This window comes from Mesorhizobium sp. M8A.F.Ca.ET.021.01.1.1 (assembly GCF_003998025.1).
Taxonomy (GTDB): domain Bacteria; phylum Pseudomonadota; class Alphaproteobacteria; order Rhizobiales; family Rhizobiaceae; genus Mesorhizobium.
Genome location: NZ_RZSJ01000003.1, coordinates 26,117 through 51,240, shown reverse-complemented (window position 1 = coordinate 51,240; position 25,124 = coordinate 26,117). Strand labels below are relative to the sequence as shown.

Below are 25,124 nucleotides of genomic sequence, written 5' to 3'. Positions count from 1 at the left end.
GGACGAGGCCGTCGGCGGCGGACGGCGGAGTGTGGAGGCACCCTTCGGCCGAGCATTGGCAAGGCTCGGCGTGAGCCGCCCCGACATTGTCGGACTGACCGCCGATCTCGGCAAATACACCGACATCCTGCCGTTCCGAGACGCTTTCCCGGAGCGCTTCTTCAATGTCGGCATGGCCGAGCAGAATCTGGTCGCCGTCGCCGCCGGGCTGGCGCGCACCGGCAAGGTGCCGTTCGCCACCACTTACGGCGTGTTCGCGACGCGGCGCGCCTATGATTTCGTCGCCATCGCGCTCGCCCACTCCAATCTCGACGTCAAGATCGTCGCGGGCCTCCCCGGTCTGACGACCGGCTATGGCGGCACCCATCAGGCGATCGAGGACCTTGCGCTGATGCGCATGATCCCCGGCCTCACTATCATCGACCCCTGCGACGCGACCGAGATCGAAGCCGCGACCGAAGCGATCGCCCAACATCGAGGACCGGTCTACATGCGGCTGCTGCGCGGCAGCGTGCCGGTTGTGTTCGAGCCCGGTTACGTCTTCGAGATCGGCAAGGCGCGCCGCCTGCGCCAGGGTAGCGATGTCGGCATCATCTCGACCGGCCTGATGACCGAAAGGACATTGGATGCAGCCGATGCTTTGCAAAAACGGGGCGTTGCTGCCGGCGTGCTGCATGTGCCGACCATAAAGCCGTTCGACAGCGAGGCGGTGGCCGAATTCGCCGCGTCGGTTGACCGTATCGTGACAGTGGAAAACCACGTCGTGGTCGGTGGCCTGGCGAGCCTTGTGGTCGAGACCTTGTTCGATGCCGGCATTGCGAAGACAGTGACGCGCGTCGGCCTGCCGGACCGCTATATCGAATGCGGCGCGGTGCCGACCTTGCAAGCGAAATACGGACTGACGACCGAGGCCGTCATCGCGACCATTGCCGCATTGAGCTAGGGTTCTCCCATGAAGATTACAGAGATCGAGACCTTTGCCGTCGGCGCCGGCTGGAAGAACTGGCTGTTTGTCAAAGTACATACCGACAAGGGCATCCACGGGATCGGCGAAGGCACGCTGAACGGTTTCATCAAGACTACCGAAGCCGGCGTGCACGAGTTGAAACACCTCGCCATCGGCCAGGACCCGCGCCGCATCAACGCGCTGGCCAAACGCATGCTGGACAGCGTCTCGCTCGACGGCGGCCACATCCACCGCACGGTGATCGCGGCCATCGAAGTCGCATGCTGGGACATACTGGGCAAGAGCCTCGGCGTGCCGATCCACCAATTGCTCGGCGGCCAGGTGCGCGACAGCGTGCTCGGCTATGCCAATGGCTGGTACCGCACCGAGCGCTCGCCCGAGGCCTTTCTCGATGCGGCGAAAGCGGTGCTGGCCAAAGGCTTCAAGGCATTCAAACTCGACCCGTTCGGCACCGCCCAAGGCTTCATTTCGCGCGAGGAGCTGGAGCTTTCCTACGCCATCTGCCGGACCTTACGTGACAGGCTGCCAAAGGACACGCTGATCCTGATTGACGTGCATGCGCGCTTCACCGAGATCGCCGCACTGCAGGCGGCGCAAAAATTCGCCGATCTCGACATCTACTGGTGGGAAGAGCCGACCTCGCGCGACCGCCAGGAGACCGTGCATGAAGTGGCGCACCGCTCGCCGATCCCGGTGGCGACGGGCGAGATGTACGACACGGTCGGTCAGTTCTACACGCTGGCGGCCGGCGGCGGCGTCAACATCTTCCAGCCCGAGCCGATGTCGCTCGGCGGCATCGGGCCGTCGATGCAGGTGGCCAATCTGGCGCTTGCTCATGGCAGCCATATCGCGCCGCACCAGAGCGGCGGACCGGTGGCGACGGCGGTTTGCCTGCAACTGGCGGCGGCGGTGCCGAACTTCCTCATTCAGGAACATTTCGACGCCTTCAACGACCCCTGGACGCGCGAGCTGGTGAGCTGGCATCCGACCGTCAATCCCGACAATGGCCATCTGTCGCTACCGGACGCGCCGGGGCTCGGCATCGACCTCGACATCGATGCGATCAAGGATCATCCCTACGATCCCAACGCCTATCTCAACGTCCATGCCGAAGGCTGGGAGAAACGCCTCGGGCGGCGCGAAGAGGCGGGGAAGCGTGGCCTTTAGGTTGGCAAAAGCCCTCCGGCCAATTCGTCATCCTAGGGCGGAGCAAGGAGCGAAGCGACGCGGCGCAGACCCTAGGATGACGAAGCTAGGGGCGCGTTTCGACTAACATCAAGACGTCAAGCGCTTTCGCGGTCGACGATCTCGAAGCCGAGGCTGGTGATGGTCGGCACCTTGGTGTCGCCGCCGAGCCTTGCCAGCAATTGCCGCACCGCGCGCCGTCCCATCTCGTAGCGGTTGACCTTCACCGTGGTCAGCGGCGGATGAAGCTGCGCGGCCAGATCCATGTCGCCATAGCCGGCAATGGCGATTTTTCCAGGCACCGCCCAACCGCGCCGGTGGCATTCCTGCACGGCGCCGACAGCGAGCGTATCGCTGGAAAAGAAGATCGCGTCGATATCCCTGTGGCGGGAGGTCAGCGTCACCAGCGCTTCGGCGCCGCCTTGCGCGGTGATCGGCACCTCGACCTCCAGGTCGGCATGGTTCTTGAAGCCGAGTTCGGTCAAGGCCGCGTGGTAGCCGGTGCGGCGTTGCTGGAGACGATCGTTGCCGTGGATCGGCGTCGAGACGAAGCCGATGCGCTTGTAGCCCTTCGCCGCCAGATGCATGGTCATGGCATAGGCTGTCTCGAAATTGGAGACGCCGACCACCATGTCGATTGGCTTGCGGCCCTTGATCTCGGAGATCTCGACCACCGGTGCGCCGCTGCTCTTCAGCAGCGCGCGCGCCGTCTCGCTTTGCACGAAGCTCTGCAGGATCATGCCGACCGGGCGCCAACCAAGCAGATTGCGGATCGCCTTCTCCTCGGCCTCCTGCGTGAATTCACCTTGCACCAGGAGCATCGAATAGCCGCTCTCGTGGCATTCGTCGGACATGCCTTGCACCTGTTCGGCTATGCCCGAATTGATCAGCGGCGGCACAACCGTGCCGATCATGCGGCCATTGCCGCGCATGCTGGAGGCCAGGCGGTTGGGCACGAAGCCGGCCTGCTCGATCGCCTCGAGCACCTTGGCGCGCGTCTCCGGCGACACCATGTCGGGATTGGACAGCGCACGTGACACCGTCATCGGCGCAACGCCGACGCGCTTGGCGATCTCGCGAACGCCGAGGCGCTGCGGCTTTTTCTCGCCCGCCGGCGGCTTATCGGTCATCACCCTGCTCCAAGAGAGCGCGATCCACCAAGGCAAAGTCCCACGGATCACATCAGCCCATTCATAGCGGTTGCAGCGGACGCTTTCCAGCGACGCGACGCGCTGTCGCGAGGCGTGGAATTTTCATCGTTGACAAGTTATAATATTATAATCTTAATGAAGACGAGGAGTGCGCCGGGATTGGCGCGGGTGAATGGAGCCGGCCGCGGGATCCGGCAACAGGCGCCGCCAGGGAGGTCAGGATGAACAGCGCGGCTGAGGTGAGCTCTCCGCGCCGGGACATGCAATCGTTCCGGCGGCGACTGATCGGCTTGATTGCGGTGGGCGAAGTCGGCGTGCTGGCGGCGATGGCCTTGCTGATTGCCTTCTTCTGGTTGCTCGAACCGGCTTTCCTGTCGGAGCGCAACATCCGCGCCATTCTCAACGTCGTCTCCTTTGTCGGCATCATCGCCATCGGCCAGACGATTCTGCTGGTTGCCGGCGAGTTCGACCTGTCCGTCGGCTCGGTCGCCGGGCTGTCCGCAGTGGTCGCCGCCAAGCTGATGACCGCTGCCGCCTTGCCGGTGACCGTCGGCATTCTCGGCGGCATCGGCGTCGGCGCATTGATCGGCCTGCTCAACGGCTTGATCGTCGTCAGGCTCGGTATCCCCGCCTTCATCCAGACGCTCGGCATGCTGTTCATCGGTCAGGGGCTGATCCAGGTGGTGACCGGAGGCTATCCGGTCTATCCGCTGCCGGAGGCGATCAATACGATCGGCGGTACGGATCTCGCCTTCGGCCTCGGCTGGAGTTTCGCCTTCTTCATCATCGCGGCGGTGGCAGCCGATTTCGTGCTGCGGCGCACCGTACTCGGCCGCAACATCTATGCCACCGGCGGCAACAAGGAAGTGGCGCATCTCGTCGGCATCAACACCAATGCCTGCAAGATCGGCGCCTTCATCACCGTCGGCGCGCTGTCGGCGATCGCCGGCATGTTCGTCATGGCCGATCTCGGCAGCGGCGGCACATCGATCGGCAGTGGCTGGGAACTGACGGTCATCGCCGGTGTCGTGGTCGGCGGCGTCAGCCTGTTCGGCGGCGCCGGCACGGTCGCCGGCGGTGTCGTCGGCATCCTGATGCTGAAAGTGGTGCAGAGCGGCCTCGTCGTCATCGGCGTCAACTCCAACTGGCAGCAGATTGCGGTCGGCGTGATCATGGTCATGGCCGTCGGCCTCGACATAGTGCGCCGCCGCTACTTCATCGCCGGGGCTTGAACCGGCCGAGATATTGCGCCGGCAAAAATGCCGGTGAACCATGGGAGGTAAGGCATGAAAATTCAGGTGAAGAAGGGGCTGATCCGGGCCGCATTGGTGGCGGCGACAGTCGCCACCTCGGGCCTAGCGCGGGCGGCGGATGTGCATCTGCTCTGGGTGCAGGCGATGAAGGATCACCCGGTGCACCGGCTGATGCAGGCGGGCTTCCTCAACAAGTGCAAGGAGCTCGGCTACACCTGCGAGGTCGTCGGCGACCCGAGCGCCACCAACTGGGACATCCCCGCGACCTTGCCACTTGCCGAGGCCGCGCTTGCCCGTACCAAATATGACGCCATCGGCGTCTACGGGGTGGACCCGGCCATCTATTCCTACATCACCAAGCTTGCCAAGGAGGGCTTCCCGATCGTCACCTGGCACGTCCTGCCGCCGGAAGGCACCGTCAATGGACTGAAGGCTGCGACCGGAGAAGACATTGCCGAGGTCGGCGCCAATGCGGCCATCGCCATCGGCGACAAGCTCGGCGGCAAGGGCACTGTGGCGCTGACGCAAGGCGCTTCCAACGACACCGAGAACGCCATGTCGGATGCCTTCCGCAAGACCATCGCGGCAAAGTATCCCGGCATCAAGGTGCTCGATACGCAGATGGAAGGCTTCGAGCCTTCCGCCGCCGAAGCCAAGGCGGTGGCCATCCTGCAGGGCAATCCCGACGTGACCGCCGCCTTCGGCACCACCGGCAACAGCATCCAGACCTGGTCGGGCGCGGCCCGCAAGGCCGGGCGCGACGTCGTCATCATCGGCATGGACTATATCAGGCAGAACCTCGATCTGGTGAAATCGGGCGCCGCCTACGGCATCGTCGCACAGCCGCTCTACGAGGAAAGCGCCAAGGTGGCCGAACTGCTCGGCGACCTCGCCCAGGGCAAGACGGTTCCCTACAGCAATCCGTTGCCGGCCAAGGTGATCACCGCAGCCGACCTTGCCCCCTACTACAAGATGCTGGACAGCGCCGGCCAGTAACGCCTGCCGCCGGGCCCGCATCTTGCGGACCCGGCAACATCCTGAGGGACCACTGTGTCGACCAACCAAGCGCCGCTGTTTTCAGCCACCGCGATCGCCAAGAATTTTGGCGGCGTGCAGGCGTTGCGCGGGGTCGATTTCGACGTGGTCTCTGGTGAAATCCATGCTCTGCTTGGCCAGAACGGCGCCGGCAAGTCCACCCTTGTGAAGATCCTCAATGGCGTGCATCCGGCCGGCTCCTACACCGGCACGATCCAGCTCGACGGCCAGCCCGTCAGCTTTGCCTCGCCGGCCGACGCGCGATCGAACGGCGTCGGTTATGTCCCGCAAGAAATCGAGGTGCTCGAACAGCTCTCGGTCGCCGAGAATGTCTTTGCCGGCCGCACCGGTCTGGGCGACGGCGTGCTGGTTCACCAGCGGAAGCTCGAGCAGCGGGCGGCCGAGATATTTGCCGATCTTGGCATCGATATCGACCCAAGGGCCTATGTCGCATCGCTGCCCTCGGCGCAGCGTCATCTGGTGATGATTGCCCGCGCCATCGTCATGAAGCCGCGCGTGCTGATGCTGGACGAGCCGACCGCGTCGCTCTCGGGCACCGAAGTCGACGCGCTGTTTGCCGTGCTGCGTCGGCTCAAGGCACAGGGCGTGGCGATGATCTACATCACCCATCGCCTGCCGGAAGTGCTTGCCATCTGCGACCGCGCCACCGTGCTGCGCGACGGACAGGTGGCGGTGCGCATTGCCCGCGAGGATTTCGACGCCGAGACCTTCATCTTCTCGATGTCCGGGCAAAGGTTGCAGCGGCTGTTCCCCGAGCATGCCGCGCCTGTCGGCACCCCGACCGCGCTGGAGGTTCGCCGCCTCAGCGTCGACGGCCACGGCGGTGCTGTCCATGGCGCGAGGGACATCAACCTGTCCGTCGCGGCCGGCGAGATCGTCGGATTGGCGGGACTGCTTGGCCCCGGCCGCAGCGAGATCCTGCACGGCATCTACGGCCGCGTGCTGTCCGAGGGCGAGATCCACGTCGGCGGCAAGGAGGTATCGATCAAGTCGCCCGCCGATGCCCGCGCGGCCGGCATCGCGCTGCTGACCGAGGATCGCAAGCGTGACGGCCTGCTGTTCAACCTGCCGGTCGGCGCCAACATCACCATCGGCAATCTCGCGCCCTTGTCGCGGCGCGGCGTGGTGCGCGGCGGGCTGGAGCGCAACGCCATCGTGGCAGCCATGCGTGCCCTCAACGTCAAGGCATCGTCGCCGCGGGCCTCGGTCACCCATCTGTCGGGCGGCAACCAGCAGAAACTGCTGTTTGCCCGCGTGCTGATGCGGGCGCCGAAGGTACTGCTGCTCGACGAGCCGACCAAGGGCGTCGACGCGGCAACCCGGCATGAGATCTACCGGCTCGTGGTCGAGTTGGCCGACAAGGGCGTTTCACTGCTGATCGTCGCGTCGGAACTCGAGGAATTGATCGGTCTTTGCGACCGCTGCCTCGTCGTGGCCGACGGCCGCATCGTCGATGAATTCGGCCGCGGCGAAGGCGGCGAGGATCGCGTCTTGCGTTCGGTCACCGCGGCGCAGGCCGAGCGTCAGGCACAGGTTTCCGCATGATATTTGCCGGCAAACGCATTTTCGTCACTGGCGCCGCGACCGGGATTGGCCGGGCAACGGCGGAATACCTTGTCGCCGAGGGCGCCAAGGTCTTTGGCGCCGGGCTGGACGGCGATGACGGCAAATCACTGGCGAGCCGTTATGGCGAGAGCCGGCTGATCTTCCGGGAGAGCGACCTCACGCGCGAAGCAGACGTCCGGGCAACCGTCGCGGCGGCGGCGGAACGGTTCGGCGGGCTCGACGCGGTCGTCAATTGCGCCGGCATCTATCCGACAGGCAAGCGGCTGGAAGAGCTTTCCGACGAGGAGTGGGACAGGACCATATCAGTCAATCTGACGGCCATTTTCCGCGTCTGCCGGGCGACCTTGCCGCTGCTGCGCGAGGCCGGCGGCGGCTCGATCGTCAACATCGCCTCCGTCCATGCCGACGCCACCGTACCCGGCGTGCCCGCCTATGCGGCGACCAAGGCGGCGGTCGTCGGCCTGTCGCGGCAGATGGCGCTCGACTATGCCGTCGACCGCATCCGCGTCAACGCCGTGCTGGTCGGCTCGGTCGCCACCCGCATGACGCTCGACGGGCTGGAGGCAGCCGGCGGCGCGGAAGCGCTGGGCCTGTCTTTCGAACCGAACCGGATCGCGCGCATCGCCAACCCTGCCGAGATCGCCACGGCAATAGGCTTCCTGATCTCGGACGCCTCTTCCTTCGTCACCGGCAGTGCCATGCAGGTGGATGGCGGCCTGCTGGCTCGGCTGCTTTAGGATTGAAGCGCGAAGGGCATGAACGAAACAGCGCCGGCTGCACTTTCCCCCGGGCCAAGCACGATGACGCCCTCTTCCGGATCATCCCATCGGCCGCGGTTGAAGGCGCCGGAGGCATTGGTCTGGGGTTCGACGCAGAAAAACGGTTTTGTCGGGTCGGCATAGAGCATCAGGTGCCTGAAGACCGGATCGGCCGTGATCCGCAGCCCCGCGCCGCGCGAGGGAAAGCGGATGATCGCCTCGCCGCCCCAGCCGCCATAATCATTGTTGCGCCAGCCCGCCGGCAATGGCCGGCCCTCGGCGAAGTCGAGTTCGGGTGGCAGCGTGATCGGGTCGCCGGAAACACCGTCGGGCTCTTCGAGATAGAAACACTTGGCCTTGAATTGCAGAGTGGCGTCCGGGTCGCGATCGAACCAGGGGTGCAGGCCGAAGCCGAACGGTAGGGAAACCGGTCCGGTGTTGGTCAGCGTCATGGTCACGTCAAGCCCCTCGTCGGAAACCACGAAAGTCTGCATCGCGCGATAGGAATAGGGTTCGCCGGCGCCAGCAATATCCAGCGCCAGGGTTGCGCTACCGGCTCCTGCCTCCACGACAGTCCAGGCAAGCTGCCAGCCGCTGCCATGCACGTTGAATTTTTCCGGCGGATTGTTGGGCAGGACCTGCCAACGCTTTGACCTGAACTCAAAGGCATTTCCGGCGATGCGGTTGGCATAGGGCGTCATCGGGAACATGGCGACGCCCAGCACGTTGCCGGCCTCGCGATCGCCGTCCGAAAGCCGGCGCATCAGATCGATGCCGCGCCAGCGCAGTGAACTCACGGAGCCGCCGATTTGCGACACCAGCCCGACCTCGATTGCGCCGGCCGTCAGCGCCAGCGGCTCAGAAATTACGCCCATAGCCTGCCATCCATCCACCGTCGACGCCCAGCATCTGGCCCGTCGTATAGGTGTTCAGTGGATCGCAGAAGAACAGCACGGCCGCAACCGCTTCCTCGATATTGCCGGCGCGGTTGACCGGGACGTGGCTGAGCATCGCCTTGTCACCCGAAACCATGGTCTCGTCCTCGACCAAGCCGACGCCGACGGCATTGACCAGGATTTTGGGGCCGAACTCCATGGCCAGCGTGCGCATGCCGGCCAGGATCGAGGCGTTCTCCATGGAGAAGCGCGGATGGCGGCGCATCGGCATGCCGGCGGTCACCGAAAGCAGGAAGACGATGCGTCCGCCGTTGCGCTCGGTCATGGCCACCGCCGCCTTGCGCGCCGCCGCGTACAAGGTGCCGGGATTTTCGGCCGTGCTTCCCGGACGCAGAGGGCATGATACCAGAACGATGTCGGGGGAAAGGACGCTGGCGTGCCGCGCCCCTTCGAGGACGCGGCCGCCATTGGCGCGCAAGGCGGCGAGTGCCGCCTCGGCAACCGGATTGCTCGCGCCTTCCAGTTCTATTGTCGAGCCAGTGAGATCGATTTCCATGGCCCCGCTCACATCATGTATCCCGCCGTCCAGCCGCCATCGACGGCCAGCACCTGGCCGTTGACATAGCTGGCGGCCGGCGAGGCCAGGAACAGCACCGCCTCGGCGATCTCTTCCGGCTGGGCAGGCCGGGCGAGGGGCACATGGTCGAGGAATTCCTGCGTGCGCCCGGCGAACTTGCCGTCCTCGCCATAGAACAGCTTGGCGGTCAGCGCCGTCATCACCGACCCCGGCGCGATGGCGTTGGTGAGAATTCCCCTGGCGCCGAGTTCGATTGCCATCGACCGCGTCAGATGGATGATGCCGGCCTTGGCGGCGACGAACGGGCTTTGCAGCCGCATGGCGGCGAGCCCGACGACGGAGGCGATGTTGACGATGCGCCCGCCCTTGCCGGCGGCGAGCATCGGGGCCAGTGCTGCACGGCTCACGATGTAGAGGCCATCGAGGTCGATGCCGGTGATGCGGTCCCATTCGTCGGCCGGGAATTCGTCTAATGTGACGCGATGCGCCAGCGTGTTGACGCCGGCATTGTTGATGAGGATGTCGAGGCGACCATAGCGCCGCATGAGCGCGGCAATCGCGGCGTCCACCGATATGGGATCGCGGATGTCGGTGGCGCAGGCCATCGCATCGCTCAACCCGGCCGCGACCTGGCTTGCGCCCTCGCCATTGATGTCGGCCACGACGATCGCCGCGCCATTGTCCGACAGGCGTTTGGCGATCGAACTGCCGATGGCGCCGGCGGCTCCCGTGACCAGCGCCACCTTGCCTCGCAAATCGCAGCGCATGTCCCGTCAGCCTCCCGCAGCACAGGTTATGCTATTATAATAATCTGGTGGCGCGGACAAGCAGCTGCACGGGCGCGCGGGACTTATTCCGCGGCCGCCCCGACCGCGCCCTTGCGGGCGGCATCGACCATCCGCCGGCGCGCCCGGAACACGCCCCATTGCTGGTCGACCAGCACGCCGATGAGGATGACGCCCCCCATCACCGCGAAGTTGAGCGAGGAGGGGATGCCGAGCAGGTTGACCAGGTTCTGCAATTCCTGCAGCAGCACCGTGCCGAGGATGACGCCTATCAGCGAGCCCTCGCCGCCGCGCAGCGAGAAGCCGCCGAGCACGGCCGCCGCAATGGCGTAGAGCTCGTAGAACTGGCCATGGCTGGCCGGCGAGATCGAGCGCGTGTACATGGCGAAATAAATCGCCGACAGCGCGGTTAGCACGCCGCAGATGACGTAAGCCGCCATGACGACGCGTCCGGTGCGGATGCCCGAATATTTCGCCGCCTCCTCGTTCTTGCCGATGGCGTAGAGATAGCGCCCGAACACCGAGCGGTGCAGCACCACCCACATGACGATGGCGATGACGATCAGCGCGAAGAAGGAGTTAGGCACGCCCCAGGAGCGGCCGGCGGTCAGGAATTCGAGATCGGGAAAATTCTGGCCGAAGGCGAAGCCGGCCGTGCCGTCGGCGGTGTAGAAGCGCGCGACGCCGCGATAGATCAACAGGCCGCACAGGGTGACGACGAAGGGCTGCAGCTTGAGCCGCGTGATCAGCCAGCCATGCGCCAGCCCGATGATCGCGCCGAGCACCAGGATCAGTACGAAGGCGATAGGCCATCCCATGCCGCGCACGGCGATGAAGTCGATGAACAGCGTGCCCAGCAGCGCGACGACGGAGCCGACGGAGAGCTCGATGCCGCCGGTGATGATGACGAAGGCTTGGCCGATCGACAGGATACCGAAGAGACCGATGAGGTTCGAGGTGTTGGCGAGATTGATCGGCAACAGGAAGCGCGGATTGATGATGGCAACGATCGCTCCGACCACCAGGATCAGGATCAGCAGGCCGAGATCTTTCTTTGTCATCGTCGTCTCCGCTTAGCTAAGGCGCGTCGCGCGCTTCAGCTCTTTGTTTATGCATGCCGTTGCCGCAAAAACCGCGGGCAACTTTTGCGCGGGCATGCATTAGTTTGCCGGCTTGCCCACCGCGAGCAAAAGCACGTTTTCCTGGCTGAAATGGTCCTTGTCGAGGATGCCCGAGATCTGGCCCTCATGCATCACGGCGATGCGGTCGGAGACGCCGATCACCTCTTCCATGTCGCTGGAGATCATCAGCACGGCGACGCCGGCGTCGGCCAGCGCCCGCATCAACCCGTAGATCTCCGCCTTGGCGCCGATGTCGATGCCGCGCGTCGGCTCGTCGAGGATCATCACCTTGGGGTTCATGGCCAGCCATTTGCCGAGCACGACCTTTTGCTGGTTGCCGCCCGACAGCGTGCCCGTGCGCGTCTGCACCGAAGGCGCCTTGATGCCGAGATTCTTCTTTTGCTTCTCGGCGGTAGCCGCTTCCGCGCTGTTCGAGACCAGCGTTCGCTTCGCATGTGCCGGCAAATTGGGCAGTGAAATGTTCTGCGCGATCGACAGGTCGAGCAGGATGCCGGTCAGCTTGCGGTCTTCCGGCACGAGGAAAATGCCTTGCGCGACGGCGTCCGCCGCGCTCGCCAGCGTCAGCGGCTTGCCGTTGAGCTCCAGCGTGCCGCCAAGGCTGGCTTCGATGCCGAAGAAGACCCGTGCCAGTTCGGTGCGGCCGGAGCCGACGAGGCCGGCGAGACCAAGGATTTCGCCGCGCCTGACGTCGAGATCGACCGGCCGGCTAGGATAGGTGGGGGTGCGGACCGCCTTGGCCGAGAGCGCCACGGCGCCGGGGGCACGCGCGGCCTCGGAGGCCTTCTCGCGTTCCTTCAGCATGCGGCCGATCATCAGCTTGACCATCTGGTCGTGGTTGATGTCGCGTTTGCCCAATGTTCCGGCCAGCATGCCGTCGCGCAGCACGACGACGCGGTCGGCGACGCGCTCGATCTCGTGCAGGCGGTGCGAGATGAAGATGACCGAGATGCCGTGGGCCTTCAGCGCCTTGATGACGTCGAGCAGCTTGTCGGTCTCGGCGAGCGGCAGGCTCGATGTCGGCTCGTCGAGGATGACCAGCCTTGCCTTGATCGACAGCGCCTTGGCGATCTCGACCATCTGCTGCTGCGCCAGCGAGAGATCCGCGACCTGTGTGTCGGCGGAAAAATTGGCGCCGACGCGCTTCAGCAGCGGCGCCACCATTTCGCGCAGTTTCGCGCGGTCGACCAGCCGCAGCGGCCCGGCGCGCAGCGGCTCGCGGCCGAAGAAGATGTTGGCGGCGACATCGAGATTTTCGAACAGATTGAGTTCCTGGTGAACGAAGGCGATGCCCGACCCCAGGCTGCCCTCCACGCTCAGGCCGTTATGGGCGGTGCCGTCGACCGTGATGGTGCCGGTATCCGGCGTGGTGACGCCACCGAGGATTTTCATCAGCGTGGATTTGCCCGCGCCGTTCTCGCCGACCAGGCCGATGACCTCGCCCGGCCTGACCTCCATCGAAAACCCGTCGAGCGCCACGACGCCCGGATAGGTCTTGCGCACGTTCTCCAAGCTGAGGAACGGGGTGGTCGCAGCGATGGATGTGTCGGAATAATTCATCATGCCTGACAGCGTTTGGCGGGCTCACAGCCTGACTGGCCTGATCGAACCCGTCAATAAAAAGCGAAACGTCGCGCCGCCCCTCACCCTTACCCTCTCCCCGTATAGAGACGGGGAGAGGGGGTCGCCAGCGTCGCGGCCATCTCCCTTCTCCCCGTCACTATACGGGGAGAAGGTGCCGGCAGGCGGATGAGGGGCAGCGCCAACGCCGATCAGTTACCTGCCATCGCCTTGAGATTGGCGGCATAGGCGTCGACGTCATCCTTGCCGATGATCTTGGTCGGGATGATGATCAGATTGCCGGCCGGGATACCCGACTTGTCGCCCTTGAGATAGGCGGCCATCAGCTTCATGCCCTGATAGGCCCATTCGAAGGGCTGCTGCACGACGGTGGCGGCAACTGTGCCTTCCTTGACGCCGCCCAGCGTGATCGGATCGTCATCGAAGCCGACGACGGTGATCGAGCCGAGCTTGCCGGCGTCGCGCAGCGCTTCATAGATGCGCGGCGTGTTGTAGGAGTAGAAGCCGACCATGCAGGTGACGTCGGGGCTGGCGACCAGCGCGTCCTCGACATTCTTCTTGGCGCGCGCCTGGTCGATGTCGTCGCCGCGCACGTCGACGAGCTCGATCTTGGTGCCGGCCAGACCATCCTTCATGCCCTGGATGCGCTCCTTGGCATTGTCGGCGCCGAGCAGGCCGACGAAGCCGAGGCACTTGCCGCCGTTCGGCATCGCCTTCTTGGCGATTTCGGCCGCCTGCTTGCCGGCGTCGACATTGGACGAGCCGATATAGGCGACACGCTTGGTCTGCGGAGCATCGGAGTCCGTGGTGAACAGCGCCGTTTGCGAGGCGATCTTGTTCAAGCCATCGGTCGAGGTCTTGGGATCGACGGCCGAGACCATGATGCCCTTGACGCCGGCGGTCACCAGATCGTCCATCAGCCGCTGCTGGATGGCGACCGAGGATTGTTCGGGATATTTGAGTTCGAGCGTGTAGTCGGGCAGTTCGCCCTGCGCCTTCTTGACGCCGGCTTCGGCCGCTTTCCAGAAGTCGGAAGCGCCGTTGACGACGAAGGCCAGCGTCGGCTTGTCGTCGGCGCGCGCGATGGCCGTCGCCGTCAGGCCGACAGCCAGGGCCGCGGCGGCCATGGATGCATTGCGTATCAAGGATTTCATGTTCAACCTCCCGTTTTGGTCAGTCGTAGGACTGGCCGGACTTGCTCACTAGAATTGTCTTGCTCACCTGAATTGCCGTCTGCGGCGTGGACGCCCTCCTCCTCAAGGGGTTCCCGGCACTGAGAAGAATGGCGTCGTTCCCAGCCACGCCAGGGACTTTAGACAACCATTCTTCATTCGTAAATAGTCCGATTTGTCTGACATATCACATATCTGAGACATGGTTTGCGGAAGCAATATCCGCTCGCCATCGGGCCATTCACAGGCACGTCCATCGCGGCCGGACCGATCGGGCCGGATGCGATGGATTGACGGTACAGCGCATCCTTGTATTAGTAAATACTATTAGCAAAGGGCCGATCTGGTGGCGCTCGGGTGTCATAGCGAGCCGATTCGGTGACGCTGCGATGCTTGACCACGCCGAGCCGGAGCCTTGCAAATATGGTATTTTTGCGAGGCTGGGCCTGCATGACGGGATGGGCCGCAAGGATGATAATAACTATTAGTTTAGCCGATGCGCCCAGGGACTGGCAGCGTCACGCCATCTTGTCGGCCCGCCAGGCCGCCGTTAGACAGGCTGGGAATTGGGGAACATCTACGGCATGAGCGAGACGACGGATCCGGACATCGCAATCGCGAAGCGCCGCAAGGCGCCGGCAAAGCCCAAGGGCCGCGTCACCATGACCGACATTGCGCGCGCCGCCGGTTGCTCGCAGGCCACGGTTTCCTTCGTGCTCAACAATTCGCCCGGCATTCGCCTGTCGCAGCAGACCCGCGAGCGGGTGATCGAGGCGGCGCGGGCGCTCGGCTACAGCGCCCCCGCCTTCTCGGCGCTGAAGCAGCCGGTTGCGGCTTTCGAGGGCGCCGCCTTCGACGGACTCGACGGCGTGATCGGCTTCGCTGTCGACCAGCTCGCCACCAGCCCGGAGGCCGTGGTCGCCATCGAGGGCGCGCGCCAGGCGTCGTGGAATGCCGGCAACGTGCTGCTGGTGGCGCAGACCATGGGCGACGCCGTGATGGAGCCGCGCGCCATTTCAGCGCTGACCAGGCGGGGCATTTCGGCGCTGATCTACATGACCATCTTCACCCGCGAGATCACGGCGCCCGACTTCCTCTACGGCCTCGACATCCCGGTCATCCTGCTCAACTGCTACACGACGGACTATGCCTTCCCCGCCGTCGTGCCCTCCGAGATCGCCGGCGGCCAGAGCTCGACCCGCCATCTGATCAGTCACGGCCACCGCCGCATCGCCACCATCACAGGCGAACCCTGGATGCAGGCGGCGCAGGACCGGCTGAAAGGTTACCGCCGGGCGCTCGCCACCGCCGACATCCCGTTCGACGGCGAATTGGTGGTGGAGGGCGACTGGTCGGCCAGCGCCGGCTACGCCGCGACTGTGAAGCTGCTGGCCCTGAAGGACCGCCCGACCGCCATCTTCTGCCAGAACGACCGCACGGCGATCGGCTGCTACGAAGCGCTGAAGGAAGCCGGCCTGCACATCCCGCAAGATATCTCCGTCGTCGGCTACGACGACGAGGAAATCGCCCGCCATCTCTTCCCGCCGCTGACCACCTCGATCCTGCCGCATATGGCCATGGGCCAATGGGCGATCGAGCAGCTGGAAGCGCCGGCGGTGGCGGGACGGGGGCGCTATCCCATCACCAAGCTGGAGTGTCCGCTGGTGGAGCGGGAGAGTGTGGCGACGTTCAGGGGCTTCGCATAAACCACCGGTCCCTTGTCCCGTCCCGGATGCAGGCATTCACCGTGCTCCCCGCGTCTTGGCTTCATCTCGATAGGGGTCTAGCCTGCGCCTGCAGCCGGGGGAGGCGCCTATGACATCGAGTTTCACCGTTCATGACGCGTCCGGCTACGAGCAACTCATGGGCCGCTGGAGCCGAAAGCTCGCGCCCAAGTTCATCGGCTTCGCCGGACTTGCCCCTGGCGAAAAGATACTCGACGTTGGCTGCGGCACCGGCAGCCTGACGTTCGAGCTGGCGAAATCCGCCGAACTCGCGGCGATCGAGGCAATCGACTTTTCGCCTGTTTTCGTCGAGGCGGCAAAGCGGCGCAACGCCGATCCGCGCATCGCAATCCAGCAGGCGGACGCCACCGCCTTGCCGTTCGCGGACAATGCGTTCGACCGTGCGCTGGCCCTGCTGGTGCTTCATTTCGTGCCGGAAGCCGGCAAGGCGGTTGCCGAAATGCGCCGTGTTACGCGGCCGGGCGGCGTGGTCGCGGCCGTGGTGTGGGACCATCTCGGCGGCATGGCGGGCATGCGCATGATGATCGACACTGTGGCGGCGCTCAGCGAGAGCGGACGCCAGCTGCGCAGCCGCTATTGCTTCCAGCCGATGATGCAGCCCGGCGAAATGAAGCGGAGTTTCGTGGAACAGGGGCTGGCCGACGTGACCGAAACCGAGCTGATGATCCGCATGGATTATCAGGACTTCGCCGATTATTGGGCGCCGATATCAGCCGGCGAGGGCCCGCTCGGCAAATACATGACCACGCTGGAGGCAGCCGAACGCGAGCGCGCCGAGGCTGCCGTTCGCGATGCCTATCAGGCCGGACGACCGGACGGGCCGAGGTCGTTCGCCAATGTCGCCTGGGCGTGCAGGGGCATGGTGCCCTGACCGCAGGCGGCGAAGCGCCTTTAAAAGCTGCTGTCAGGCCTGCCGTGCAACCAGATCGACATAGCGTTGCAGGTAGAGTGGCCAGCCCTGATCGCCGGCGACGGCATCGCGGACGCCTTCCCAGCCCTGGCCATGGCGCTCCAGGTTCCTGTGCTCGATCTCGACGTGGGTACGCTCAGCCGTTTCGGCGGTGAACCGCACCTCCCACTCGCTGGTTCTGGCCGGGTCGGTCTCGATGCGCCATTGCGGGCTGATGTCCCAGCTCAGGAGCACGCGGTTGGGCGGGTCATAGGCCAGCACGCGCGCCCAGCGGCACTCGCTGCCGTCGACGCCGCGATCATAGACGTGGCCACCGACCCGAGGCTCGAACACCGTCTCGGCGACCTCGGCTGCAAGCAGATTGTGCTCTGGCGGTTTGAAACTGCCGAAATCCTCGGTGAAAACCTTGAAGGCGCGTTCGATCGGCGCCTCGACCACGACGGACTGTTTCACGGAGGCGATGGGGACCTGGGTGTTCATGGTGACTCCTCTGGTGGGGTCTCGACAGCCAGCTTGTAGGCCGCGAGAGTCTTGCTCCAGAACCGGTCGACCCAGGCGCGCATCTGGCCAAGCCCGTGCGGATCGATGTGGTAGACGTTGCTGGCGCCCTTCGGCTCCGCGCGCACCAGCCGCGAATCCCTGAGCACCTTCAGGTGTTGTGACACCGCGGACTGCGACACGCTGACCTGCCGCGTGACCTCCGCCACCGAGCGCGGCCGCTCCGCGATCAGCTCGAAAATCTGCCTTCGGGTCGGATCGCCCAAGGCGGCAAGCTGTGCACTATCAACAGTCATGACTTATGATTAGTGCAGACTGATGATTGAGTCAAGCGGGCGCACCTAGTAGGCCCTGTTTGGCAGTGCGGGAATTTCTCCCGAAAGACAGATCGCATTCGTTTGGATGGAAGGAATTACGTCAGGTCGAGATCCACCCGGCCGCGAGATCTATCCCTTGCGTTCTTCAAGGCTGTTGCCGCCGTCGACGACGAGCAAGGCGCCGTTGATATAGCTGGCGCTCTCGGAGGCCAGGAACACGACTGCCGCCGCGACCTCGTCCGGCCGGCCGGCGCGGCCCGGCGGCGCATGCAGGGCCGCTATCCGCTCCGGCTCGCTCGAGGCGCCTGTCTCGATCCAGCCCGGCGCCACGGCATTGGCGGTGACGCCGTGGCGCGCCACTTCCAGCGCCAATGTCCGGGTCAGGCCGACCATCCCGGCCTTAGCCGCGGAATAGGCGGCGGTGCCCTGGTAGGAAACCAGCGGCCCGGTCACCGATGCGACATTGACGATGCGCCCATATCCCGCTTCGACCATCGCCGGCAGAAACGCCCTGGTGACGAGAAACGCCGTCTTCAGGCTGGTGTCTATGCCCTGGTCCCACTCGGCCTCGCTCATCGTCAGAAACGTCTTGTCGATGGACGGCGAGGCCAGCGATCCCATGCCGGCATTGTTGACCAGGATGTCGACAGCGCCGACCTCGGCCCGCAGCCGCTCCACCTCCGCGGCGATGGTGAGATCGGCGATAGCGGCTTTGGCATCGATGCCCTCGCCGCGAAGCCCGCCGGCGCGCTCAAGCACTCGCGCGCTGGCGCCGGTCAGGAAAACGGCATGCCCGGCCTGGCCAAACTGGCGCGCAATGGCGAAGCCGATGCCGTCGACAGCGCCGGCGCCGGTGATCAGGACACGCCTGGTTTTGGGGGTGGTTGCGGCCAAATCAGGCTCCAAAACCCGTTCGGGCCAAACGTGTCACCTATGTCTCCGGTACAAACCGTAACCTGTGTGTCGGGAACGGACCCTATGGAACTGGCATCGCACGGTGGAGGAAAGCGACAACTAAGTCCACACCACACCCCAGCAATAACGGCCTCAATCACCCAGCTACGGCTTGCGGCGCGATGTGCTGCGAGGGGACGCTATGATAGGCCTGCTGCGATTGAGAGGCAAAAGCGCCTGCCGGCGCGAAGATTGGCTCCTGCCGAACGGACTCCCGGAGAGGCTGGGACGGTGGTGAGCGGTCGGCGCGAGCGAACCGGCCGACGAGCTCTTGCATCGGACCCTGGGGCCGCCCTTACGGCGAGGGTCCGGAACGGGAGGTCGGTATGGCAGCGAAAAGGAGCGATGGTTCGGTCCCAGGGAGATAGCGCGGCGTCACCACCAAGGCGCGCTGCCGAGCAAGCCTTAGTCGGCGATTTCGAATGGAAAGACCTTCTTCCAATCCTGCTTCATGTCGACGACAATCCAGCCCCGCTTGGTCGCCTGGTCCCAGGCCTTGTCAAGCTTGCCGACCGGCGAATTTCGGTCATAGGCGTATTCGCGCTTGGCGTCGGTGTGATGCACGATCCCCATGAATCGCGCTCCATTGCCGGAGGCGGTCCATTCCAACATCTGCTGGTCACCATCCGAATTGCCGAAGGCAAGGATCGGCTTGCGCCCAATGAACCTGTGGATACCGACAGGCTTGCCCGGACCATCGTCGATGAAATCGACTTTCGCATCCTTGACCAATGCCGGCGTTCCATCCGGCTGAACCGTGAATTTCGTAATCCCTGACGAGCCGACAATCCTTTCGGGCGGAATGCCGTAGACCTGCTCCACCCAGGGGCGCATGAAATCAATTCCACCGCCCGAAACGATGAACATCTTGAGCTCGTTTTGCCGCAGATACTCCAGCAACTCCAGCATCGGCTGGTAGACAAGTTCGACATAGGCGCGATTAAAGCGTGGGTGCCGGGCGTTTTTTGTCTATTCGACGACCGCCTTTGTGAACTCCTCCGTGGTCATTCCGGCGTGCGTCGCCGCCATGATCTCGAAAATCCCCTTCTCGCCCGAAGCGAGCCAGGCCTTCTGGTCGTTGGAAATCACCGATTTGGCGCCATCGATCAACTGCCTGATGGCGCGCCGCGCCGGGTGATGATGAGAACTACGTCTACGCTATAGCCCTCCTTTAGGCAGTTTCGCACCGAGGATTTCAGCAGACCGCCGATTGCCCCGTTGCACAAAGCGGCTGACGAAGGAGGACTCCATGCAATCGGGCAACGTTTGAAGGTCTGAATGGGGCCGACTCCAGAAAGGCCGGTTCCGGCCAGACGACCTGAATAAGCCGACATTCGGCTCACGGTCCCATGTCTGCCATTCAACAACCTATTGCCTGTCGCCAAATGGGCCATCGGAACTCGAGCAAGTGGCGACCTGAACCCGAGTGTCATTGACCGAACCGATTGGTCGGCAGCCCACCTACCCGCACCGCGACCGCAATGTCGCAGAGCGCGCATAGACGACAACTGGAAAAGTGCCAAGAGTGTTGGACAGGGCGTGGAAGACCGCTCCTCCCAACGCTTGGCAGCAGGGCTTGTTAGAGCTGTGCCTTATCAACGAGGCATCTTAGAAGGCCGAGCGTCTCTGATGCGCAGACGCTCGGCTATCTAGCGTTATTTCAGTCGGGAGAGGCTACCAGTTGTCGGCAGGTCGAGAATTTGCGAGATCACCATAATATACAGACGGAAGTGCCTTCGCGAGGAACGAGAACTCCGAATGGCAATGGCGCATCAGCCCCAGTCCGATCTCGTCCGGGACAGCGTGGCCGCCCTTGTCGCTATCGAGACCAAGAACGAATCTGCTTCGCAGAACGAGGCCATCGGGCGTGTCCCGTGTGACGTGCATCATCCGGCCGCTTGTTGGAATTCCATGCTCGTCAACCTCAACATCATCGCCAAAGCCAATTCCGGCGTAGAAAAGTGCGGATACGCCGCCCACCTTCTTTGCGGCATCGATGTCCGTGGCACTGAAGTATGCGGCTGGGCTCAGGAATTTGATGGTTGCTTTGACCGGAGGAACCTCTCCTAGCGACTCCGTCGCCCTTATCGTCGCGCCGATGTAGTTCTCACCTTTTTTCCAAAGCTCGTCCCAACCGAAATGGCGCTTGTGATCAATTGGGTGCCACCAGCGAAGGTGTTCGTCGGTTTCAAAATACTTGAACCACCATTCCAGCATCGCTCCATTGCACCCTGGCATTATCGTTCTGCAGGCGACCGTGAGGGTGCCGGAGGCGAAGCGCTCGATACCCATTTCGAGTCTAATTGGGTCGGCGTGCAGCAGTGCGACAGGGATTGCTGCGTCCAATTCATGTTGCATTTCCATCTCCCATATTTAGGAAACGCTCTTCGTTTCCTAAATATGATCGGTATACCGTTCGTACGACGTTGGTCAAGGAGATCAAGATTGGAAAAGCGAGCGAGAGGGCGTCCGGCCCGTAATCGGCTTGAGGTGGAACGCAAAATTCTCCAAGCCTCAACACAGCTTCTGTTTGACCAGGGATTTGCCAAGTTCAGCATAGATGCGGTGTCGCGTAGCGCAGGAGTTGCCAAAAAGACTGTTTACGCTATGGCGGCCAATCGTGAGGAACTGGTCGGGAAAATCGTAGCGTCCTGGACTGAGCAACTCCAAACCAGTGGAGATCACCGGCCGGGCGAGCCGCGTCCTGATCCGGGGAGCTTGCGGGAGCTATTGAGCAGGATTTTTCGGATCGCCCTATCCAAGGAAGCTGTAGCCCTTTTCCGTCTCATCTGCGCTGACACGGAGGGCCGAGAACGGCTCGCAGAAATCTATAATCGAAACGGAGTCGAGCGGGGAGTGCTGGCCGTGGCGAACTGGCTGCGCGAGTACCAAGCCGATGTCCAATCATTTGATGGCATCCGATCTGCCCGGATGATCCTTGCCGCTCTTGTTGCTGAACCCTTGCGCAGGGCCGCTATCGGCCTTGAAACACCATGGAACGATAGCGATGAGGAAGTCACCGCACGGGTTGGAGAATGCGTGGAGTTCTACGCACGTATATTGTTCAAAGAGTTGGGCACGGCACCATAGCGGCCATCGTGGCGCGTCTGGTGATAAAGTTTCGTCTCTGATCGACTGGGATGAGCCGCATATCGACGTGCACGACCTTGACCTCGTCTTGCCCCATCGGTGTCGTGATAAGCGAGGAATTCGGGCGCGGCCGCGCACCAGCGGCAACGCGGGCGTCCGTCCGGCCCGAGGATCGTCGCGCTCATCACTCAGCCTTTCAGAAAGGCGAGCCGTTCGTCGGTACGGCCCGGTGTGATGGGGAGGATTTCAGCGCTGACAATCCCCTCGGCGACGAAGGGGTCATCCTGCACACGAGCCTCGATCTCTTCAGGAGACGCATTGTGCGCGAGGATCGCACCGCCTGCGCTCGGCTGAAGGCTGCCGGTCAGCAGGAAAACGCCATCGTCGAAGCCGCGTTTGATCCAGGCGTTGTGCCCATCCATGAATAGGGGCGCTTTGGTCTTGTCAGCAAAGCGAAGGGTGACGACGAACATGGTCTCTCCATCAGGCCGAGAAACGCCTTGTCCCGCTGCCAATAGAAGACGATCCCGCCAGCGTTCACGGGCCCCTGGTCATCCATGCCGCGCAGTTGCGAGACCGCCCCTTGGGCCGTGCAGGCACCTGGCTTCTCGACAATCTCAAGGCGCGGTTCAATGCGATCGCGGTGCGCCCCGGTTAGAACCTATGGGCAGCGGTCCGGCTGACTTCTCGGCCGTGTGGGAAAGAGATTAGTGAGCCCAGCTGAACGCGAACCGTCGATTCGGATTAGCAGCTTAAGGCGTGGCGCGATCCGGGGGATTTGAACCCTCGATCTCAACCTTGGCAAAAAAGAGAAATGGCGCACCCGACAGGATTCGAACCTGTGACCTCTGCCTTCGGAGGGCAGCGCTCTATCCAGCTGAGCTACGGGTGCTTTCGGGACAAGGAGTCCGGAAAACGAACCAGCCGGTGAACCGGCAAGTCACGGCTTCTTAGCGGAAGCAGGCGCTGGCTTCAACGGGCAATTGGCGATTGCCCTCTCACGGCGTGCGCTTGTTGGATATGGCGCTCCCCCTCTCCGTCTCGGCTTCGCCGAGCCATCTCTCCCCCACATTGTGGGGGCGAGGAACTCCTCACTGTGGCCCCGCCGCACCCTTCGCCGTCCGCCGCCGGCGCACCGCGCGTTTGGCTTTCTTGGCGCCGGCCAGCTCGTTCATCGCATCGAGCTGCATCTGCTGCATTTCGGCCAGCCGTGTCCATTGGCGCGAGATCAAATAGTCGAGCTTTTCGTGCAGGTGGCGCACTTCGAGCTCGGCCTTGAGGTTGACGCGGTATTCGTTGAACGAGCGCAGGCGGTCTTTCACCTCCTGGCGCTTCTGGCTCATCATGATGACCGGCGCCTGGATGGCGGCGATGCAGGAGAGCAAGAGGTTGAGCAGGATGAACGGGTAGGGGTCGAAGGCGCCGTTCAAGCCCTCGAACAGGTTGATGCCGATCCAGACCAGAAGCACGGTGGCGAACGAGATCAGGAACCACCAGCTGCCGCCGAAGGCCGCCATGTTGTCGGAGACGCGGTCGGGAAAGGTCCTGTGCTCCTCGAATTCCTCTTCCGAGTTTTCGGAGATCGTGTCCTGCTTGGCGATCGATTCCACCACCTGGCGGTCGAGCTCGGAGAATTCGCCGTGCTCCTGCTGCAGGAGCTCCTCCATGTAGCGCATGCGGTAGCGGCCGAGCTCCTCGCGGCTGACGCGCGCGCCCTTGGGCAGGTCCGGATGGTCGGAGCGGATACGGTCGGCAAGGCTCGGGCGCAGCGTGTCGATGCGCACCAGGTCGCGCTTGCGGAATTTGCGGCCCGAGATCGCCGACGGTTTCTTCCTGGGCTTTATCCGCGACGCGTCGGGCGGCGTCGGTTCGGAGTCCGGCACTTCGGGTGTGTCGAAATGCTCGTCCGAAACCTCCTGCAGATTGGCCTCGGTGGTCGGCGCCTCGAAATACTCGCCGCCGCTGTCGTTCTGGTTGTCGGCGCCCTGCTGCTCGGATGCCTTGGGAACGGTGCTCATGATGGGCTCCTGCTGTCGCGCTGTAAGTTAGGATACGCCATGGCGGCGGGGCAGTGCCACCATGGGTTTTCGCAGCGTATGGCATGCCTTCCGCACGATTGCGTGACAGTCGTGAAACAATAGCCGGCTGCAGGGTTTTTGTTAGCTTCTTGGCGGCGACGGCCTCCGCAGGCGCTTCGTCATCCACGGGCGGAGCAGCCGCGCAGCGGCGTCGCGGAGACCCGAGGATCCATGCCGCGACTTTTGTCGGAGGGTGCAACGGTGCAGAACTCTGGACCGTGGCGACAGCTTCAGAGTCCCGGCATGGATCCTCGGGTCTGCGCCGCGTCGCTACGCTCCTTGCTCCGCCCGTGGATGACGAATTCGGGGGAGGCTCCGCGCAATCACCGGCAACAAGGCCAGTTTACTGCTGTTCGGCGTACATCAGCCTGGTCTTGGTGTCGGCCATGGTGGGCGACAGGCTGCGCTGGATCAGCGCTTCGACATGGTCGTTGCGCTGGCGGGCTGAGTCGGCGCCCATCACCACCACGATCAGCTGGCGGCCGTCGGCGTCGTATGAGGTGACGATGTTGAAGCCCGACGCCCTGATATAGCCTGTCTTGATGCCGTTCACGCCGCGCACGCGGCCGAGCATGTCGTTGTGGCCGCGCACCAGCCGGCCGCGGAACATGAAGTCGCTTTCGGAGAAATAGTGGAAGTGCTGCGGGAAGCGCCGCTGCAACGACATGCCGAGCACCGCCATGTCGTGCGCGGTCGTCATCTGGCCGTCGTCGGGCAGGCCGGATGCGTTGCGGAAGGTGGTGCTGCTCATGCCGAGCTGGCGCGCCTTGGATGTCATCATGGCGGCGAACTGGTCTTCCGAGCCGCCGAGATATTCGCCCACCGCCACCGCCACGTCGTTGGCCGATTTGACGACGATGGCACGGATGGCGGAATCGACGTCGATCGTCTCCCCGCGCCGGAAGCGCATCTTGGTCGGCGGCTGCGAGGCGGCGTGATCGGAAACCGGGATCTGCGTCTCCTTGGTGACGCGGCCGGTGTCCATCGCCTCGAACAGCAGGTAGAGCGTCATCATCTTGGTCAGCGACGCCGGATAGCGCTGCGCCGTCGAATTGACCTCGAACAGCTGCTTGCCGCTCTTTCCATCGACGACGATGGCGGCGTATTTCTGCGGCGGCGCCGGCACGGACAGCACCGTGTCGGGCGGGGTTGTGGTCGAGCAGCCGGCAACCAAGGCCGCCAGGGCCAGGACAGCCAGGATTTTCTGGAAGAGCGGAAAGAGACGCGGAAAGGACAAGGGCTGACTGTTCTGGCGATGCTGTTGCTGAGATAAGGCGAAGCTAACGTAACGCGGCGGATGCGTCCATTTGGTTAATGCCGGTTAGCCCTGGGAATGTCGAGTGGGGCGAGGAACTCGAGCTCCGCTTCCGCCGCCCCGAAATCGCCCCGTTCCTGTCTTTCCTTGCCAGAGCCGCGTTTCCCGTGGGAACGAGTGTGGCATCTGGC

General features: G+C 63.8%; 23 protein-coding genes, 1 tRNA gene and 2 pseudogenes. 9 read left to right on the top strand and 17 right to left on the bottom strand.

Annotated features, from left to right (window positions below; genetic code table 11):
- Both EOA36_RS01375 and EOA36_RS01370 read left to right on the top strand, forming a co-directional pair.
- The coding region (locus EOA36_RS01375) for a transketolase C-terminal domain-containing protein (RefSeq protein ID WP_127275285.1) at positions 1–943 on the top strand (943 nt) is incomplete at its 5' end.
- 9 nt (positions 944–952) lie between these two features.
- Complete coding sequence (locus EOA36_RS01370) at positions 953–2,134, top strand: mandelate racemase/muconate lactonizing enzyme family protein (protein ID WP_127275284.1); 1,182 nt, start codon at positions 953–955, stop codon at positions 2,132–2,134.
- Between the two features lie 116 nt (positions 2,135–2,250).
- Here EOA36_RS01370 and EOA36_RS01365 read toward each other — a convergent pair whose 3' ends face one another.
- Positions 2,251–3,282 carry a substrate-binding domain-containing protein gene (locus EOA36_RS01365; RefSeq protein WP_127275283.1) on the bottom strand — a complete coding sequence of 344 codons (1,032 nt, stop codon included), beginning with the start codon at positions 3,280–3,282 and terminating at the stop codon, positions 2,251–2,253.
- Between the two features lie 242 nt (positions 3,283–3,524).
- Here EOA36_RS01365 and EOA36_RS01360 point away from each other — a divergent pair, with 242 nt between their 5' ends.
- From EOA36_RS01360 to EOA36_RS01345, 4 genes are read left to right on the top strand one after another with little or no spacing between them, the layout of a single operon-like run.
- Entirely contained in the window at positions 3,525–4,535 is a 1,011-nt protein-coding gene (locus EOA36_RS01360; RefSeq protein WP_127275282.1) for an ABC transporter permease, read from the top strand.
- Positions 4,536–4,589: 54 nt separating this feature from the next.
- Complete coding sequence (locus EOA36_RS01355) at positions 4,590–5,552, top strand: substrate-binding domain-containing protein (RefSeq protein WP_127275281.1); 963 nt, start codon at positions 4,590–4,592, stop codon at positions 5,550–5,552.
- 54 nt (positions 5,553–5,606) lie between these two features.
- Positions 5,607–7,157 (top strand): sugar ABC transporter ATP-binding protein, encoded by a 1,551-nt coding sequence (locus EOA36_RS01350; protein ID WP_127275280.1) that lies wholly within the window; start codon positions 5,607–5,609, stop codon positions 7,155–7,157.
- Positions 7,154–7,915 carry an SDR family NAD(P)-dependent oxidoreductase gene (locus EOA36_RS01345; protein ID WP_127275279.1) on the top strand — a complete coding sequence of 254 codons (762 nt, stop codon included), beginning with the start codon at positions 7,154–7,156 and terminating at the stop codon, positions 7,913–7,915. Before EOA36_RS01350 ends, EOA36_RS01345 begins: the two co-directional genes overlap by 4 nt.
- Here EOA36_RS01345 and EOA36_RS01340 read toward each other — a convergent pair.
- The 6 genes from EOA36_RS01340 to EOA36_RS01315 all read right to left on the bottom strand — a co-directional run bounded on the left by EOA36_RS01340 (position 7,912) and on the right by EOA36_RS01315 (position 14,068).
- The gene (locus EOA36_RS01340; RefSeq protein WP_127275278.1) at positions 7,912–8,811 is read right to left on the bottom strand and encodes an aldose 1-epimerase; all 900 of its coding nucleotides are present in this window, start codon (positions 8,809–8,811) and stop codon (positions 7,912–7,914) included. The two genes, EOA36_RS01345 and EOA36_RS01340, sit on opposite strands and share 4 nt — an antisense overlap.
- A complete protein-coding gene (locus tag EOA36_RS01335; RefSeq protein ID WP_127275277.1) occupies positions 8,795–9,388 on the bottom strand; it encodes an SDR family oxidoreductase in 594 nt (197 codons plus the stop codon). The genes EOA36_RS01340 and EOA36_RS01335 overlap by 17 nt, the downstream gene beginning before the upstream one ends.
- A gap of 8 nt (positions 9,389–9,396) precedes the next feature.
- Positions 9,397–10,176 (bottom strand): SDR family NAD(P)-dependent oxidoreductase, encoded by a 780-nt coding sequence (locus tag EOA36_RS01330; protein WP_127275276.1) that lies wholly within the window; start codon positions 10,174–10,176, stop codon positions 9,397–9,399.
- A gap of 83 nt (positions 10,177–10,259) precedes the next feature.
- On the bottom strand, positions 10,260–11,255 hold the full coding sequence (locus EOA36_RS01325) for an ABC transporter permease (RefSeq protein ID WP_127275275.1): 996 nt from the start codon (positions 11,253–11,255) through the stop codon (positions 10,260–10,262).
- Between the two features lie 99 nt (positions 11,256–11,354).
- The gene (locus EOA36_RS01320; protein ID WP_127275287.1) at positions 11,355–12,893 is read right to left on the bottom strand and encodes a sugar ABC transporter ATP-binding protein; all 1,539 of its coding nucleotides are present in this window, start codon (positions 12,891–12,893) and stop codon (positions 11,355–11,357) included.
- A 212-nt stretch (positions 12,894–13,105) separates the two neighbouring features.
- Entirely contained in the window at positions 13,106–14,068 is a 963-nt protein-coding gene (locus EOA36_RS01315; protein WP_127275274.1) for a sugar-binding protein, read from the bottom strand.
- 602 nt (positions 14,069–14,670) lie between these two features.
- Here EOA36_RS01315 and EOA36_RS01310 point away from each other — a divergent pair.
- Both EOA36_RS01310 and EOA36_RS01305 read left to right on the top strand, forming a co-directional pair.
- Complete coding sequence (locus EOA36_RS01310; RefSeq protein ID WP_189553059.1) at positions 14,671–15,792, top strand: LacI family DNA-binding transcriptional regulator; 1,122 nt, start codon at positions 14,671–14,673, stop codon at positions 15,790–15,792.
- Between the two features lie 109 nt (positions 15,793–15,901).
- Positions 15,902–16,702 (top strand): class I SAM-dependent methyltransferase, encoded by an 801-nt coding sequence (locus EOA36_RS01305; RefSeq protein WP_127275273.1) that lies wholly within the window; start codon positions 15,902–15,904, stop codon positions 16,700–16,702.
- A gap of 33 nt (positions 16,703–16,735) precedes the next feature.
- On the opposite strand, the gene EOA36_RS01300 is transcribed toward EOA36_RS01305, so the two are convergent.
- The 5 genes and pseudogenes from EOA36_RS01300 to EOA36_RS01280 all read right to left on the bottom strand — a co-directional run bounded on the left by EOA36_RS01300 (position 16,736) and on the right by EOA36_RS01280 (position 20,868).
- Positions 16,736–17,221: an SRPBCC family protein gene (locus EOA36_RS01300; protein WP_127275272.1), complete on the bottom strand. Its 486-nt coding sequence runs from the start codon at positions 17,219–17,221 to the stop codon at positions 16,736–16,738.
- Positions 17,218–17,535, bottom strand: coding sequence for a metalloregulator ArsR/SmtB family transcription factor (locus EOA36_RS01295; RefSeq protein WP_127275271.1), 318 nt, complete (start codon positions 17,533–17,535; stop codon positions 17,218–17,220). Before EOA36_RS01295 ends, EOA36_RS01300 begins: the two co-directional genes overlap by 4 nt.
- A 150-nt stretch (positions 17,536–17,685) precedes the next feature.
- Complete coding sequence (locus EOA36_RS01290; RefSeq protein WP_127275270.1) at positions 17,686–18,450, bottom strand: SDR family NAD(P)-dependent oxidoreductase; 765 nt, start codon at positions 18,448–18,450, stop codon at positions 17,686–17,688.
- 465 nt (positions 18,451–18,915) lie between these two features.
- Positions 18,916–19,605: pseudogene (locus EOA36_RS01285) on the bottom strand (HAD family hydrolase); the annotation flags it as partial.
- A 579-nt stretch (positions 19,606–20,184) separates the two neighbouring features.
- The gene (locus EOA36_RS01280) at positions 20,185–20,868 is read right to left on the bottom strand and encodes a hypothetical protein (RefSeq protein ID WP_210212391.1); all 684 of its coding nucleotides are present in this window, start codon (positions 20,866–20,868) and stop codon (positions 20,185–20,187) included.
- Between the two features lie 87 nt (positions 20,869–20,955).
- Here EOA36_RS01280 and EOA36_RS01275 point away from each other — a divergent pair, with 87 nt between their 5' ends.
- On the top strand, positions 20,956–21,600 hold the full coding sequence (locus EOA36_RS01275) for a TetR/AcrR family transcriptional regulator (protein WP_189343555.1): 645 nt from the start codon (positions 20,956–20,958) through the stop codon (positions 21,598–21,600).
- A gap of 95 nt (positions 21,601–21,695) precedes the next feature.
- Here the strand turns inward: EOA36_RS01275 and EOA36_RS37955 are convergent.
- From EOA36_RS37955 to EOA36_RS01250, 5 genes and pseudogenes are all read right to left on the bottom strand, one after another.
- Positions 21,696–21,785, bottom strand: a pseudogene (locus EOA36_RS37955) (DNA-3-methyladenine glycosylase I); the annotation flags it as partial.
- A gap of 3 nt (positions 21,786–21,788) precedes the next feature.
- Complete coding sequence (locus tag EOA36_RS01265) at positions 21,789–22,073, bottom strand: YciI family protein (protein ID WP_127275267.1); 285 nt, start codon at positions 22,071–22,073, stop codon at positions 21,789–21,791.
- A gap of 342 nt (positions 22,074–22,415) precedes the next feature.
- A tRNA-Arg gene (locus EOA36_RS01260) sits at positions 22,416–22,492 on the bottom strand.
- A 199-nt stretch (positions 22,493–22,691) separates the two neighbouring features.
- On the bottom strand, positions 22,692–23,618 hold the full coding sequence (locus EOA36_RS01255; protein ID WP_127275266.1) for a DUF1003 domain-containing protein: 927 nt from the start codon (positions 23,616–23,618) through the stop codon (positions 22,692–22,694).
- 403 nt (positions 23,619–24,021) lie between these two features.
- Positions 24,022–24,915 carry a D-alanyl-D-alanine carboxypeptidase family protein gene (locus tag EOA36_RS01250; RefSeq protein ID WP_127275265.1) on the bottom strand — a complete coding sequence of 298 codons (894 nt, stop codon included), beginning with the start codon at positions 24,913–24,915 and terminating at the stop codon, positions 24,022–24,024.
- Between the last annotated feature and the right edge of the window lie 209 nt (positions 24,916–25,124).

Bases quoted from the DNA above. Each gene is read 5' to 3' on its own strand.
- EOA36_RS01370 (WP_127275284.1), top strand. From the start codon at position 953: ATGAAGATTACAGAGATCGAGACCTTTGCCGTCGGCGCCGGCTGGAAG.
- EOA36_RS01365 (WP_127275283.1), bottom strand. From the start codon at position 3,282: ATGACCGATAAGCCGCCGGCGGGCGAGAAAAAGCCGCAGCGCCTCGGC.
- EOA36_RS01360 (WP_127275282.1), top strand. From the start codon at position 3,525: ATGAACAGCGCGGCTGAGGTGAGCTCTCCGCGCCGGGACATGCAATCG.
- EOA36_RS01355 (WP_127275281.1), top strand. From the start codon at position 4,590: ATGAAAATTCAGGTGAAGAAGGGGCTGATCCGGGCCGCATTGGTGGCG.
- EOA36_RS01345 (WP_127275279.1), top strand. From the start codon at position 7,154: ATGATATTTGCCGGCAAACGCATTTTCGTCACTGGCGCCGCGACCGGG.
- EOA36_RS01340 (WP_127275278.1), bottom strand. From the start codon at position 8,811: ATGGGCGTAATTTCTGAGCCGCTGGCGCTGACGGCCGGCGCAATCGAG.
- EOA36_RS01335 (WP_127275277.1), bottom strand. From the start codon at position 9,388: ATGGAAATCGATCTCACTGGCTCGACAATAGAACTGGAAGGCGCGAGC.
- EOA36_RS01330 (WP_127275276.1), bottom strand. From the start codon at position 10,176: ATGCGCTGCGATTTGCGAGGCAAGGTGGCGCTGGTCACGGGAGCCGCC.
- EOA36_RS01325 (WP_127275275.1), bottom strand. From the start codon at position 11,255: ATGACAAAGAAAGATCTCGGCCTGCTGATCCTGATCCTGGTGGTCGGA.
- EOA36_RS01320 (WP_127275287.1), bottom strand. From the start codon at position 12,893: ATGAATTATTCCGACACATCCATCGCTGCGACCACCCCGTTCCTCAGC.
- EOA36_RS01315 (WP_127275274.1), bottom strand. From the start codon at position 14,068: ATGAAATCCTTGATACGCAATGCATCCATGGCCGCCGCGGCCCTGGCT.
- EOA36_RS01310 (WP_189553059.1), top strand. From the start codon at position 14,671: ATGAGCGAGACGACGGATCCGGACATCGCAATCGCGAAGCGCCGCAAG.
- EOA36_RS01305 (WP_127275273.1), top strand. From the start codon at position 15,902: ATGACATCGAGTTTCACCGTTCATGACGCGTCCGGCTACGAGCAACTC.
- EOA36_RS01300 (WP_127275272.1), bottom strand. From the start codon at position 17,221: ATGAACACCCAGGTCCCCATCGCCTCCGTGAAACAGTCCGTCGTGGTC.
- EOA36_RS01295 (WP_127275271.1), bottom strand. From the start codon at position 17,535: ATGACTGTTGATAGTGCACAGCTTGCCGCCTTGGGCGATCCGACCCGA.
- EOA36_RS01280 (WP_210212391.1), bottom strand. From the start codon at position 20,868: ATGCAACATGAATTGGACGCAGCAATCCCTGTCGCACTGCTGCACGCC.
- EOA36_RS01265 (WP_127275267.1), bottom strand. From the start codon at position 22,073: ATGTTCGTCGTCACCCTTCGCTTTGCTGACAAGACCAAAGCGCCCCTA.
- EOA36_RS01255 (WP_127275266.1), bottom strand. From the start codon at position 23,618: ATGAGCACCGTTCCCAAGGCATCCGAGCAGCAGGGCGCCGACAACCAG.